The 14,327-nt window shown below is 63.1% G+C and carries 11 protein-coding genes; 6 read left to right on the top strand and 5 right to left on the bottom strand.

Annotated elements, in window-relative coordinates; genetic code table 11:
* The first annotated feature begins 4 nt into the window (after positions 1-4).
* Positions 5-1,234 carry a hypothetical protein gene (locus tag E3T50_RS13495; RefSeq protein ID WP_134552598.1) on the top strand — a complete coding sequence of 410 codons (1,230 nt, stop codon included), beginning with the start codon at positions 5-7 and terminating at the stop codon, positions 1,232-1,234.
* A gap of 198 nt (positions 1,235-1,432) precedes the next feature.
* On the opposite strand, the gene E3T50_RS13490 is transcribed toward E3T50_RS13495, so the two are convergent.
* From E3T50_RS13490 to E3T50_RS13470, 5 genes are all read right to left on the bottom strand, one after another.
* Complete coding sequence (locus tag E3T50_RS13490; protein ID WP_198417993.1) at positions 1,433-2,029, bottom strand: HNH endonuclease; 597 nt, start codon at positions 2,027-2,029, stop codon at positions 1,433-1,435.
* A gap of 124 nt (positions 2,030-2,153) precedes the next feature.
* On the bottom strand, positions 2,154-2,276 hold the full coding sequence (locus E3T50_RS16755) for a hypothetical protein (protein WP_255454290.1): 123 nt from the start codon (positions 2,274-2,276) through the stop codon (positions 2,154-2,156).
* Between the two features lie 143 nt (positions 2,277-2,419).
* Entirely contained in the window at positions 2,420-2,968 is a 549-nt protein-coding gene (locus E3T50_RS13485; RefSeq protein WP_134552596.1) for a hypothetical protein, read from the bottom strand.
* Between the two features lie 623 nt (positions 2,969-3,591).
* Entirely contained in the window at positions 3,592-4,488 is an 897-nt protein-coding gene (locus E3T50_RS13480) for a DUF4238 domain-containing protein (protein ID WP_134552594.1), read from the bottom strand.
* Positions 4,489-4,843: 355 nt separating this feature from the next.
* Positions 4,844-5,674 (bottom strand): nuclease-related domain-containing protein, encoded by an 831-nt coding sequence (locus E3T50_RS13470; protein WP_134552592.1) that lies wholly within the window; start codon positions 5,672-5,674, stop codon positions 4,844-4,846.
* A gap of 391 nt (positions 5,675-6,065) precedes the next feature.
* Between E3T50_RS13470 and E3T50_RS13465 the strand changes: the two genes are divergently transcribed.
* The 5 genes from E3T50_RS13465 to E3T50_RS13450 all read left to right on the top strand — a co-directional run bounded on the left by E3T50_RS13465 (position 6,066) and on the right by E3T50_RS13450 (position 14,067).
* Entirely contained in the window at positions 6,066-7,544 is a 1,479-nt protein-coding gene (locus E3T50_RS13465) for a DUF2397 domain-containing protein (protein ID WP_134552590.1), read from the top strand.
* Positions 7,541-8,710, top strand: coding sequence for a DUF2398 family protein (locus E3T50_RS13460; protein WP_134552588.1), 1,170 nt, complete (start codon positions 7,541-7,543; stop codon positions 8,708-8,710). The genes E3T50_RS13465 and E3T50_RS13460 overlap by 4 nt, the downstream gene beginning before the upstream one ends.
* Positions 8,707-11,214 (top strand): hypothetical protein, encoded by a 2,508-nt coding sequence (locus tag E3T50_RS16285; RefSeq protein ID WP_166784307.1) that lies wholly within the window; start codon positions 8,707-8,709, stop codon positions 11,212-11,214. Before E3T50_RS13460 ends, E3T50_RS16285 begins: the two co-directional genes overlap by 4 nt.
* A gap of 94 nt (positions 11,215-11,308) precedes the next feature.
* Positions 11,309-12,799, top strand: coding sequence for an SbcC/MukB-like Walker B domain-containing protein (locus E3T50_RS13455; RefSeq protein ID WP_166784306.1), 1,491 nt, complete (start codon positions 11,309-11,311; stop codon positions 12,797-12,799).
* Entirely contained in the window at positions 12,799-14,067 is a 1,269-nt protein-coding gene (locus E3T50_RS13450) for a DUF2399 domain-containing protein (RefSeq protein WP_134552585.1), read from the top strand. The genes E3T50_RS13455 and E3T50_RS13450 overlap by 1 nt, the downstream gene beginning before the upstream one ends.
* The last annotated feature ends 260 nt before the right edge of the window (positions 14,068-14,327 follow it).

The following is a 14,327-nucleotide window of genomic DNA, read 5'->3' as shown; positions in this document are numbered from 1 at the left end:
GATCATGAACGACCCATCTGAGGAAGGCGCCGCGCCCCGGAAGGAGCTGGCGGAGCATCCGTCTGGTGATAATGAGGCGGAGAAGCGGCGTCAGTATGTGGCGGCGAACCGCGACCGGATCCGCGAGCTGAATCGTCTCTGGCGGTCAGAACACCTTGACCGGGCCCGGGAACTCAATCGTGACTCGATGCGTCGTGCCGCGGCCCGCCGGCACCGCGAGGCCGAGGTGCGTGCCCGGGGGAGAGAGCGGGCGAAACGCTGGCGGGTGGAGCATCCGGAGCGCCGGCGCGAGTATCAGCAGCGGTGGGCGGCGGAGAATCGCGAGAAGGTGCGCGAGTACTACAACCGCTACTACGAGGCCCACCGCGACGAGGTGAACGCCCGGGCCGCGGCCAAGCGGGATGCTGACCCCGAGCGTACGAAGCAGATCACGCGGCAGTGGGCCGAGCGCAACAAGGAGCGTCGGGCCGAGTTGCAACGCAATCGTCGCAGCGATACGGAGATCTACCAGTCCGAGCTGGAAGCCAACGCTGCCGCGAGACGCCTCAAGCGCAGCCTGAGTCGGGCTGGCCTCCCGCCGAAGCTTCTGCACGCGACGACTGCGGCTGAGCGCCGGGCGAATGAGCGTGAAGCCGACAGCTATTTCACTGATCCATCGCGGCCCGAGCATCTGCGGCAGTTCACCGTGTTCGCCGAATCACTAACTGAGCACATGCTCAAGAACGGCGCCCGCATGCACGAGTTCGCCGAGGCGTACGTATCGTCACGGGCGCGTACTGGTCTGCCGTCGGTTCCGGTGGAGGACGTCGTCTACGCCCGAGCTGTCGAGATAGTCGCTGAGCGGATGCACCGGGTCGATCTACTGACCGGCCGCGACGTCGCTGCGGCTGTGCGGAGCACGAAGGCCGAGGTCGCGCGTGTCGCGCGGCAGATGCACTTCGACAATCTCGTGAAAACTGTCGTGGCACATGCGCAGCGGAACGGCGTGAGGCTTGGTGTCGATGCGGAGATGGAGAACAGAGCGAGGGCTCGCCGGGGAAATCCGAGCCTTCCTATTGAAGCGCTCATTACCCAGTTCGCTATGCACGAGGTGATTGAACGTTCAGTCAAGAACAGCGTGCCGGTCGAGGACGCTCGAACAGCTGCTCGCATCGTTAGGCTGCACATTGCGGTGTCGCTCGGACCTCGTCGCATTGTGGTTGACGACCAGGATCGTCGACTGTCACTTGGATGAATTGCGATCGTGATAGTCAACGCCGTTCTGACGTTCAGCGGTCATGCGACGAGAGATGTCATCGTTTCATCGATTGAGCCATTCGTCATGCTCGCGAGCGGTGGCCGGCCGCCCGATTCCGAGATAAGTCAGCTTTCCTTGCCACGACTACGAGGTGGTTGGGCGTTGAGCGCCACTCGATCCAAGGGCGGGTCCAGACTACGTGGCAAGGTACGCCTCGCGCGCGGCGATGAGCTGCAGCCGCGAAAGGTGCTTGCTCGGGATGATGAAGCCGACGGCGAGCAGCGATTCCTCGAACCGGGCTTTTCGCTCGTTCGTGAGCTTCCGCCATTGGTCGGCCCAGGCCTCTTCATCGTCTGCTAGGAGCACTGGCTCGTCGGGCATGACGCGACTGAGACTGAGGACAAGTATCAGCGCGCGGGATTCATCGTCGGCGGGTTTCATAGCCTCGGATGTTTTGACCCGGTGACAAGGACCACAGAGCAGCTGAAGGTTCGAAGGATCGTCTGAGCTGCCGTCGACGTGATCCAAGTCGGAGCCGAGCTTTCCGCACGATTGACAGCGACCTTCGTCGCGTTCGATGACCTTTCTGCGCGTCTCGGACGATGGGCGGCGGCCAAGGGCGCGGTACCCACCAATGAGCAGGAACGCCATGTCCATCTGGATCTGAAAGCGAATATCTGGGAACTCAATTCGCCCGTCGCGTTGCGCCCCCCGCCAGTACCGAATCTTGGTGTTGATGTCGTTGCACCATGTCGAGCACCACAGAGTCTTGACATCTTCGGGGAGCGGCATCAAGCAGTTCGCGCAGTAATCCGCTACAAGGTAGCGAGGCGCTGGCGTCTGAACCAAGAATGGGTGAGTCATCACACCGCCAGAGTAGCGGCAAGTAGACCAGCGGCGGTTCGCGAGCCGAAGGCTAGTCATCGGCCGACAGGGCGTGGTCGAAGAGCGGTCGCACGGCGCCGCTTTGATTGGCGAGAACCGGGATGGATTCCGGCAGCCAGCTCGGACGCATGACGGGACGGAGGGCTTGCTTCATGCTGCTCCCGGCTTCGCAGGGGCGGAAGTGACGGGGCACGCCGCCCGACATGTCGTGGCTGGGCGCCACAGGGTGTCCGCATGCCCTCCAAACGGAGTCTGGGGCCCGCCAGCGGGTCGTTGACTGCCGGACTCTCCGTCGAACTACCGCGCGCCTGGGATTCCGTCTAACTGGGCATCAAACAGGCGTGCCCACGTGTGCGCTGCTGCCATGTCGATTCCAAAGATGGGTGCACCCACGAACGCGTCGGGCAACCGGTAGATTGCCACGCCCTTCTTCGTGCCTAGGTAGTCGACACCCGCTCCCAGGCGAGTTTTGAGGGCGACGAGGATCGCGTGGGCATTGCGCTTCGTGCTCCGGGTGGCGAAGGGGACGTGCGTCAGCCCGGTGTCCGCGCTCGCCGCAGCACTCTGAAGGTCTGCGAGCAGTCGCACCATTTCCGCAGGCACGACTTCCATGTCCCCGAGCCACACCTCTTCGGTCACCTCGGTGCCGGTCATTCCGTCTCGCAGATGCACGGACGCTTCGTACCCGTCGATACTCCACGCCTCGACCGTGACGCCGACGGGCATGGAGATCTGCAGCATGCCGGTCAGGTGCTGGGCGATGTCGTCAGGACACATCTCCGCGTCAAAGAGGTCAGCGATTACGCTGAGATCGAGGTGGGCCAGCGGGCTAGCTATTTTCTTCATGCTGCTCCAGGGGGGGTGAACGGATCGAGCAGGCTGAGGTGAGTCTTCGTGATGAAGCTCGCCCCGGTCGATCGAAACGTGGGGTGGAGGACCGGCTGGTCGCTCCACCGAGTACATGCACGGGATGAGGTCGCCGGCGCGCGGAAATGTCGTTCGCGCGCGGCCGGCCCGACCGCAAACGCATCGTGGAGCCGATGTGGGGCGGTATTTCGAGACTTTTCGACGGCGGTAGCCGGTCACGCGCCCGCCCGCACGACCAGGGAGCGGTGATTCCCGCCGGCGGTGTGGCGGGGGAGTGCGGGGGTCTTGTCATATGAGGGGATATCGGTCATCGCTCGTCCGGCTGGGTACAGAAGATCGGACTACAGGCGGCCATCAGCAGAGCAGCCGAGAGGGACGGGAACGTGCAGGGAAGATCCAATGAGGCCGTCGCCCACCCGGAAGTTGCTCACGCGGGCAATTCGCCAGCGTCGCGCTCGTTGCTTTCATCCCAACCGCTGAAAGCATTCTCTGCTGCATCGATCGCTGCGAGGTGCTGACTGTGCCCGTCGCCGCTCATGCGCGCAGATGGACATCCACGGCGCATGACAGCTCTGGCCCCGTCCCTTGTGACAGCAGCTTCTTTACATGTTCTTCGCGATCATCGATCGAACGAAGCGTTGGGTGTCGACCCAGTCTGCGACGTCTCCAACGAGCGAATTCGGGAGGCTCCAATTGTCGGGCATCGCTACAAAGGCGCGCGCCGCGAACACCGTTCTCTGGTTGACCCGCTGGGCGGAAATGTACTTGCGAGTTTGGCCAGGATGGAGGTGCAGGGCGACGTCCGGGGTGAGCGGAATGGTGAACGCGGCTGCCTCATGTTGGGGGACAAGTAGACCGTGCTTGGCCCAATTCCTCTCCGTTCGGTTGTACTTGTCCACGTGCTCGGGTCGTACGCCATACTGGGCCGCGAAGCCATCGGACACGATCAGCCGGGCGTTTTGGTACCGAAGAACGTCCCACCGTAGGCTCTCGAGAATGACGACCATTGAGTCCCACCGATCCTTGGGTCGGGAGTTTATGTCCTTCGACGCCTCCCACGCTCCAAGAAGGTGTTGCACGCCGACGTCGAGAATCGCGGTTTGAATATCCAGGTCAGGACCGGTCATCCCTGCGTTCGCAAGTTCGCTCTTTAAATAACCCATGACTGCGCGGTTGCGGTAGAACTGGAGACTCGCGAGCCAAGAGAGGGATGGGTAGTCCTCCGGGGCAACGGTCAGGGCCTTCGATTCAACCAGCGCCCGGATGTCACCGGCAGCCGCACCCTCCAGGCTCGACATCCAATGCTCGAGAGCGGCGCGATCAATGGTGCCGTCCCGACGAATTCGTGCGTGTCCACCCTTTACCTGGCCGAGGGATAACGGCTTCGATGTGTACGTCGCAGCTCGGTCAATCGCGAACACCTTGAGCGAACCGTCGGGTCCTGCGAAATTACGCAGAAGCATTTGTGGAACGTAATGATGTCTTTTCGGGTCCGCCATATCTGAATTATCTCGCGGGCGCTCGCTGACTCGGTGACCCGAGGAAACTTGTCGCGGATGTAGTCGATGCGGTTATGCGTGTGTACGCAAGCCTTCCCGAGGAAATCCGATCTCGACTACCTCTCAAGCGTGTTTGGATGCTCGCTGAATAGATGCGTTGCCGGTTCATCTAGAAGTAAAAATCAGAGGAGTCAGGAGCGATCTCGTGTTTTCGGGCCTCGCCCGCCCGTTTCTGATCGCGAGTTTTGAGTCCCCCACTCGATGAATCCGCCACGAGGCCTCAACGTGGAGACGCGTGCCGTCCCAAACACGATCACCTTCTTGGCGGCCATGTGCCTGTCGCTCTGATGAGCTTTTAGTGGTTGAGGGCGGCCATGATTGCACCCGGCAAAACGGCGATGAGCACGATGGCCAGAGCGATCGGTAGAAGCGTTGCCATGGCGATCCATGTCTGATTTCGTTGACGAGCAAGTGCAATCTCGTGTTGAAGACGCTGGAATCGCTGGACGTGTCGAAGCGTGTCATCGAAGACAACAGGCTGCGCATGCCAAGTTCCGCGCTGCTCAGCGAGCTTCGCATAACGCTCTATGGACTGTTCGGAGAGAATGCGGGGGCGCCGTTTGAGCCACCGGGACAGCCAGTTGGACGGGAGCACGGTGACCTTCGGCTTCGTTCTCCCTTTCTTGATCGGCTCGGTGGACACGAGCACTATCAACGGTGTCACCCGGACCGGCGTGCCCGCTGCGCTTGAGAGCAATCGCGAGGCGCGTTCGGCCTCATGCAGGGAATTGCGGATGTGATCTGTTTTGTGCCCGTTCACCGACAAGGTGCCACCGGCGACAAAGATTTTGCCGGTGTGGTTTTTCGTGTTGATCGTGAAGACCCCCGCTGGCCCGATCACGACGTGGTCGATGTCTGAGGAGCCAGAGCCGACAGGTACTGCGTGAAGCACGGTCCATTCGGAGCCGAGCTTCGAGAGCACCTCGGCAACTTCGATTTCGCCAATGGCTCCGCGATACCAGCTCCGCGCTTCAGGGTGTAACGGATTCTGGCCGAAGAGTTTTGCGGCCCGCGCTTGGGGCGGGGCGGTGGCCTGGATCCGCAGGCACTCTTGCATCACGGAGTAGGCGGGAGCGCGCGAGCGCAGCGTCGGTTGCGCGGCCACGTCAGCATGATTGTCGATCATCAAACCCCCCGTCCTCGAAGCTACGCGACACGTTCAAGCGTGGGCAGCCCCAGAAGAGGGTGGCGGTGGGGGAGTGGCGGATTTCGGACCTGCTGACATATCGTCTCTTATCAGCCTAGGTCGGGCGCGGTCTTCCTCGCGGCCAGTGACGCCCTCATGCCAGGACTGGAAATGCAACTTCATCGTTCACCTGAAGAAGAAGGGTAATTCAGTCTCGGTGGGGTGCGCTCGACCGACTCAAAATCCACCAACACCGGTGATGCGGCATGATGACAGCACGGAAGTAGACGTTACGCAGTGGGGTTCTGCACCCACGTCGCCGGGAGTGTCGGTGGTCGCCGTTAGCATTTGAGCGTGCCGTACGTCGACGGTGTTGAAGGGGGAGGGGCGGATGATGAATGAGTCTGAGAGCGCTGACGTGTCCCGGCTTAGCTTGTACGCGCACCTGCACACTGAACAGACGGACCAGCACCGACGTATTATGCGTCTTCTTTCCGGGGATGTCCTCACTCGTGAGATGAGCGCTGCCGAGATCGCATCCGAGTTGGAGGCCGGCGGATTCCCGATCACAGAATCTGAGGTCGAATCTCGGTGCACTCAGTTGAAGGGGTGGGGGAATGTCATCCCCTCCGTCCGCAACTACCGAGTCACCACCATCGCGGAACTGCAACGCACGAAATCTCGGTACCAGGCTTCCAAGCTCGGCGCGCGGGTCGCCACCCAGTCTGATGACATCGTCAACGCTACTGACGGCGCTAAGGAGGTCGCCCGAGAACTCATGGGGGTGATCGCCGAGCAACTCACCCGAGTCGTCGAGGGGATCGCCGGAGGTAAGGACCCAGACGTGATCGCCGCTGCAGTGACGACTACTTTCAACTCCCACCGGGAATTCCGGGACAGCCTGCGGGATTTCACCGCTTACCTCAGCGGGATCTTGTCCCGGTACGACATTGTCGGCGACGAGTATCTGGCGTTGAAGACCACCCTGATGCGCTACATCGACATCCTCGGCAGCGACGTCCGGCAGCACGCCCCGCGCATCTCCGCGCTCCTCGTCCAGCTGCAGCCGCAGATCCCTGAGGTTCTCGAGACCCTCGCCCTCTGGCAGACGCTAACCGCGAAGGACACCGAACTCAGCCAAGGCCGTACCGAGTCCGACTGGGTGTGGCTCGGCGAATGGTACGCCGCCGACGGGGAGACATCCGGGCCGGTCGCGTTCCGGGCAGCCACCGAACAGGCCCTCGGGCAGCTGCTGGTGAATGCCAAACGCATCGTCACCGATGCCGGGTCCGGGCATTCCCGGCGTGATGACCTGCTCCAGCTCGCCAAACTGTTTCACGTCGCCGAGGACGAGGACGCGCACCGGCTGTTCGCGAACTCGTTCGGCGTCTACTCATGGCGGCATCTCCTGCTCGGCGACGATGAGAACGTCCCTCCGTCTGCGAACACCTCCTGGTGGAACGCCCCGAACGTGGATGTGCCCGTTACGCTCCGGGAACGCGGTGATCGGTCCGCGCGGGGCCGCACCGCTACGATTCGGGATGCGGTCCTGGAAACACAGCTGGCGTACCAGGACGCCATCGTGGAGATGCGGCGCCGGAAACTAGCGGCCGCCGAGCTGATCGCTGCCGGGACTCTCGACGGTGTGCATCTCTCCTCCGGAGCGCAAGAGCTGCTTCACACCCAGCTGACGTTGATCGACCAGGCCACCAACACATCAGAGAACCGAGAAGCGGGGTTTCGACTCAGCCGGGAACCCATTGCCGGGGTGAGCACCATCTTGTTCGAGGAAGGGGTGCTCACCGTTCACGGGCACCGACTGACCGTCACCTCGACGGAAAGCCAAGTCAGGGAGGAAGCGGCCGGATGAGCGACTCGACCAGTTACGAAATCCGGGATGCCGCCCGGCTTTTGGAGCGGCACACGTTCCTCACCGAAGCCCGCCATCCGGATGTCTTCCTGCTCGTGCGCCGCCATTCCACGGAGCTGAAACGACGGTTCGGGGAGACGCTCGGGTACCGGCTAATCGTGGAATCCACGTTCGCCCGTCTTCTGAAACCGCCGCTTCCCGGCACCTCCCCTGTCCGTGCGCTGCATGGACCGAACGGCCCGGTCAGCCCGCGCGTGTACCAGTACGTCTGCCTGATCGCGGCAGCGCTGCAAGCTCCGGGCGCTGCTGACCAATGGCTGATCTCCGCGCTGGTCGCGCAGGTGCGCTCCGACGCTGCCACAGCCGAAATTGTGACCGGGGACTCGTTCACGGAACGCCGCGACCTGGTGACCGCCGTGACCCTTCTCGCCCGGTTCGGAGTGGTGGAGGAGACCGACGGTTCAGCGGCCGAGTGGGGCGCCGGCCGGGACTTGGAAGTGCTGCTGAGCGTGAACCAAACAGCGTTGTCGTACCTGCTCGCCAACTCACTCATCGTGGAGGCCCGGACTGACCGGCCCGATCGTACCCTCGCCCGTCGACTGGTGGAAGATCCGATCCTGGACCGCGCCCTCCTCACCGATGAGGAAGAGCGGATATGGTCGCGGGACCGCGGGACCTTGGAGGATCAGCTGGTAGACCTGTTCGGGCTGCGTTTGGAGGTCCGCCGGGAAGGCGCCCTCGCGTGGGATTTCGCGGAGGACGCCACCGATGAACCATTCCCCGGGGTGGGAGTGCCCCGCCAACTCGCGTTGATGTTCGTCACCGAAGTGGTCACCACCCACCAGCCCGGCAACGGCGGCGCAGTCACTGTCACCGATGAAACGGTCGATGAGATCATCACGGCGATCCTCGACACGTACCGCGGGCATCTGCGGTCCGACTTTGAATCATCCGACCCGTCCGCCGCCGCCCGGGCGACCGCTGCGGTGATCAGCATCCTCAGCGCTGTCGGTCTGCTCACCGTTGGCCCGGGTACCGTCACTGTGCACCCGGCAGCTGCCCGGTACGGCGCGACGGTCACCCGCCGGGCTGCACCGAAAACGGCGCCCGCGCCGCAGACCGCTGCAGATTTCAGTCTGTTTGACACCCTGGGAGAAGAATCATGAATAACGCCATTGTCACCGACCTCTCTGCGACCGCCCGGGCACCAGAATTAAAGGTTCGCTTCCGGCTGGTGCGCGCCGGAATCGTGAACGTGCACAAGTTCGCGAACGTCGAGTTCCCGTGCGCTGGCGGCCGTGTCGTCTTCCGTGGTCCGAACGGGTCAGGGAAATCCCGGGGCATGGACATGCTCTTTCCGTTCCTACTCACCGGGGACCGCCGCCGGATGGGGTCCGGATCTTCCGGAGCAGTCACCGTCGACTCGCTGATGCGGGTAATGCTCGGCAAGGACAGCAACCGGGTTGGGTACGTGTGGGCGGAATACAAGAACGGCGACGGCGACTACCGCACTGTCGGCGCGTACCTCAAGTACTCCCGGAACACCAGCACCTCCGATGTGCACTTCTTCATCACCGAACTGCGGGTCGGACATGGGTTGCAGCTGATGGATGACACCCGCCATCCGCTATCCCGCGCGCAGCTTGGGGAGCTTGTCGGCCCGCACAACATCACCCAGCAGAGCACCGAACACGGTAACCGGGTCGCCCAAGAGCTGTTCGGGGTCACCGATGACGCCGGACGGGCCCGGCTGGCGGCCGCGTTCGGCGTCATGTACAACCTCCGATCCCCGGATTTTGGGGCGAAGTACCGAGCGAAGGACGTAACCCGTCTGCTGACAGAATCGCTCCCGTTGATGCCGGACGCCACCATCCGATCCGCTGGCCTGTCACTGGACAACCTGCAAGATACCCGGGAGCAGCAGCAGCACATCGAGGAAGCATCACGGCACGCCTCCGAGACGTTACAGGTGTACCGCGGGTACATCACCACGGTCCTCGCCAAAGAGACCCTGGGCTTGACGCACGCTATGACGTCGGCGGAAGATGCGGCTGCGGCGGAGCAGTCCGCCCGGAACCAGGAAACCGACGCACGGGCCCTGTTGCAGCAGAAGGACAAGGAAGCTTTCGAGCTCAAAGAACAAATCATTAAACTCAACGCTGACAAGGCGGCGTTGGAGAAATCTCCGGCATACCAGGATGCGCTCGCGTTCGTGGACCGCCGAAACATGGTCGCGGCGCTCAAAGGCTCGGCGGTCTCCGAACTCAGCTCCTGGTGGCGCATGTCCAATGGTGTGGACGCGGCCGTGAAGCGAGCGATGGCCGACGCTGAGACGGTGGCGGAGACCGGAGACAACCTGTCCCAAGCTGTTCGAGAAACCGGCACGTGCGCGGTTGACGCGGGACTTGATCACACCTTCCCTGTCTTTTCGGTCTCCGTGGCACCCGGAGCTTCCCGGCCGGTCAATGTTCGGCGAACCGTTGAGGCCGAGCCCGTCGTAGAGGTACACGACGGGGTGCCGTCGGTCACCGTCAATCCAGTGGATTCCGTGACGGTCACTGACAAGCTCGCCGCGCTTCGCATCGCCGCGGACAGCAAGCAGGGTGTCGCCGAAGCGCGGCTGGAAACCGCTCTACGCCTGATCAACGACGAACGCTCCGTGCGCTTGGTAGAACAGGGAAGCCAGAAAGCTGAACGTGACGCCCATGCTGGCCGGGCTGCCGCTGTGTCTGCGGCAGAGCAGGCTGACGCCGCCCGGCTCGCTCTGGGCGTCGCATGGGCCGGGTGGGCGCAGGGTCCGGCCACAAGCACCCTGTTCGGTGAGGTGGACTGGGCGACGACGGCACTGTCCAGCCTCCTCACTGACGGAATTTTGCCGCCCGTGCACGAGCTGGATGGGTTCGGGGAGAGCGTCGCCGCTGACGCCGTCGAACACGTTGCTGTCACCGCACAGCAGGTCCGTAACCGGCGCACAGCGTTCATCGACGAACGGGACCTACTCACCGCGCAGCAGGACAAACTAGTCGGCAACGAAACACCCGCACCGGAGCGGAGCTCATGGGTGAGCGTCGCCGACGGGCCTGCGTTCTGGGAGACGGTGGATTTCCGTCCTGGCGTACCGGAGCACATCCAAGATGCGGTGGAGAGCGCGCTGCGCGCTTCAGGGATTCTCGCGGCTACCGTTACGGAGGACGGTGTACGACCGGTGACCGGTGAGCTGATCGTGTCCTCGCGCGGTACCGTAGCGGTCCGTTCGCTGACCGAGATTCTTTCCGCTGACGCGGCCGGCTCGGGGGTCGCCGAGATTCTCGGGAGGATCGGGTTCAACGACCCGACCTGCCCGGTGAACATCCAGGAGGACGGGTCCTGGCACGCGGGACCCCTCACCGGCCGCTCCCCGATAACTCCGGCTCAGCACATCGGTGCCGCCGCACGGGAGCGCACCCGACGTGCGCGACTCGAAGAGATCGACATCCAGCTCAGCGAAATCACTACCCTTCTCATCGTTTGCGATGAGGATGCAGCGGCTGCCACGGCGTTGCGGACGGCGATTCGCGTTCAGGTCGCCGCGGCCCCCAACCTCTACCGCGGTTATCCAAGCGGACACTGCCAGCAGCATCGCCGCAACGACGGCGGATGTCTTGTGGCTGGCGGCTGTCGCAGCAGGTGATGAAGCGCTTCGGGCGCGCACAGAATGGGACGCCGGGGAAGCCGTCCATCGTCGCGCCTGCCACCATGCGGAGCTCCCCGAAACGGAACCGAAGTTGCGGGAACGCTTTCAGCAGCTCCGCATCACAGTCAGCACCTGCGATAAGGCAACCGCTTTCGCTGAGACGTTCGCTCGGCAACGGAGAACATTTCAGACGGCCTCCGACGACGTGAGTGACGCGGTCACCGCCGCCGACACCCAAATGCTTCTCGCCGACGAGTCGGGGGAGCGATGGCGCAGCGAAGCGGCTGTCATTCGCAAGCTGGAAGCAACCATCGGGGTGAGCGCCGAACAGGTGATGGATGAACTCGCCAACGTCGAGTCAGCGCTGCGGACAGCTGGGACGCTGAGAGACAAGACTGACCGCCAAGCGCGAGATGCAGCCAGCAGGCATGGTACCGCGGTCACCACGGTCGACAACGCAACCGACCGAGCTGTCGCTATGGCCACCAAGGCCACAGACGTGGCCGAACGTGTGCACGCAATTCTGCGACTCCCCGGAGTTACGGACACGGTCGAAGCGACTGAGCGCCCTGAGGGAGCGACCCCGGCGGAGCTGGTGGGGTGGCTCCGGTCGAACGTCACCAACGCCAAGCAGCGTCCCGTATCTCTGGACGCCGTGCATATAGCTCTGGACACCCTTCGTGATCATGTGAACCTGATGTTTGACGTGCACCGGAAAACGACCTCCCACGAGGTACTGCTGGTGGAGCTGATCGGCGGGGAAGGCACCCATCCCCTCCCGACAGCTGCCGCTGATTTGGCCAGCCGCGCGGAGACCGGCCGGCAGGCGATCATGCAGTCAGAAGCAGAGGTTTTCTCCCGGTTCATCGTCGATGGTGTCGCCACTGACATGCGGAAGATCATCCGTCTGGCCAAAGAAACCATACGGGATACTTCCGCCCGAGTGTCGGCGCACCGCACCAGCAACGGGATCGGGGTGCGCTTGAAGTTCGCCGACAAAGATGATGTCACCGAGGCGGTGAACCGCATCCGCCAGTTGGTCGCGATCGCAGACCAGGTTCGCTCCGCAGCGGAGAATGAGGAGCTCTCCACTCTGCTCCGCCAGACCGTCCAAGACGCGTACAACCTCAACCGTGCCGAGGGGTACGGAAAGGCGTTGGCGGACAGCCTCGACTACCGCAACTGGTACATCGTTGAACCGGTCGTGCTCGGCCCGAACGACGGGCAGGAGCGCACATTGAAAGGCGCGAAACTCTCCGAAGGGGAGCTGCGGTACGTCACATACCTGGCGTTAATCTCAGCCTTAGACTCCCACCTCAGCGCTCTACCCCCGATCGCACCGCGCCTGATCCTCCTAGATGACGCGTACGCGATGGTCGACGACCACGGCCGGCGTATCCTCACATCCATCCTCGTGGAACGAGATATCGACTTCATGATGACCGGGTTTGACCTGTGGCTGCACTACGCGAACATCCACTCGTTGGACGAGTACGAGATCCGGTCCACCGGTGAGGAGACCCCGACCACTGCGGTGCGCTACCACTGGGACGGGCAACGCCACCATCTCCGGGAGGTGTGATGGACGACATCCCGGAGCGCCTGCTCGACTATCTATCCGCGTCGTCCCTCACCGTTTTCTGGGTCTCGATCCGGAAACGACTCGAATGCAACGGCTTGTCAGCTTCCGGGTCGGTGACCGTGGAGGTCGACGCGGACGGCGCCGACAGGTTGGAGGGGCTTCTAGCTAAGCGAGTAACCCCGTGTCGAAACCGAGTGAAATTGGATGACCTCGACGTTGCGTTGCAGGGGGCCGCCGAACGGGCGAACCTCGCCGCTGTGACTGCTGCAGTGACTGGGTCCCCGCTCACCGACCGCCGTCAAGCCCGGGAGGACCGGGCGGCTTCAACCGCAGAGCTTCTCTCCGCCCTCGAACAGGCAGTCGTCATGGGCCCGCCAGCGCAGGCGCAGGCGTTTGTGGAAAGCATCCGCCTGTCAGGCGTCCTTACGAAAGCCGGAAGAGTCGTCGCGACGGAAGCGATCTCCTGGTTCGCGCTCGGTTGGGCTGAACTCACCAGCGCCCTCGTGTTCGATGACCCGGACATCGAATCAAATCCGGTTTTCGGTTTAGGGGAACTGGCGACCATCGCCACTGGAACAGCACACGGGTTCGATGAGGGGAGGCTAGCTGCTCGCCTCATGGTGCGGGCGCTGGCGATTACGTTCGACGAACCGGTGCCAGCGGCCGGTCAGGATACCCGGCGCTTGTGGGAGCGCGCGGGTGTGGCCACCGACGACGTGTCGGGGACAGCGATGACGTGGGGGTTCCGCCCGCCCGGGGTCAACCGGTGGGCGACGATGATGCGGGAGCGCGCCGACCTCGGGCTGGTCACCCACCTGACGGTGCAAGAGCTCCGTAAGGCTGATGACGTGACGTTCGCCGAACCTGGTTCCGTCGTGTTCGCGTGCGAGAACCCGCAGATCCTCTCCGCTGCTGCCCGAGCGGCTGTGAATGTCCCGCTGGTGTGCCTGTCTGGGCAAGGTTCCGCCGTCGCCTGGCAGGTGCTGCGTACGCTGATCCGCGGTGGAGTGACAGTGCGCTACCACGGTGACTTTGATTGGCCGGGGGTCCTGATAGTCAATCGGGTGCTTTTCTCGGGTGGGGTGCCATGGCGGATGGGTGCTGACGATTACACGGCCGCTTCGATCACCGGCCCGTTCGAGCCGTTGGACGGTGCGCGACGACCGACCCCGTGGGACGAGCACCTGTCCCGGATGATGGAGCGGACGAACGCCGCCGTCCACGAGGAAGCTGTCGTCAACATCCTGCTCGGCGATCTGCTGGCCTGAATCGAGTGATTCCATCGCGGGAAGGAACGCCTATCAAACAGATTGACGAATCCTATGTGGGGCAAAGTCATATGGTCGTGGCAACGCTCTAGTGAATGGAGCGTTTCATGGTCCAGTTGTTTCCGCCGAATACCCGGACTGAGTTCATTGATCTCGTGTGTGCGGGGATGTCGGTCGATCGTGCTGCCCGGCTGCGCCGATCGCGAGCGTACTTCAAGGTGCCGTGCTGGCAGACACATGCGGAGCGCAACCCACCAAGC

The sequence above is a fragment of the Cryobacterium gelidum genome (assembly GCF_004403985.1).
In the GTDB taxonomy this organism is placed as follows: domain Bacteria; phylum Actinomycetota; class Actinomycetes; order Actinomycetales; family Microbacteriaceae; genus Cryobacterium; species Cryobacterium gelidum.
Note: the sequence above shows the minus strand (reverse complement) of the source record. Positions and strands in the feature narration are given on the sequence as shown.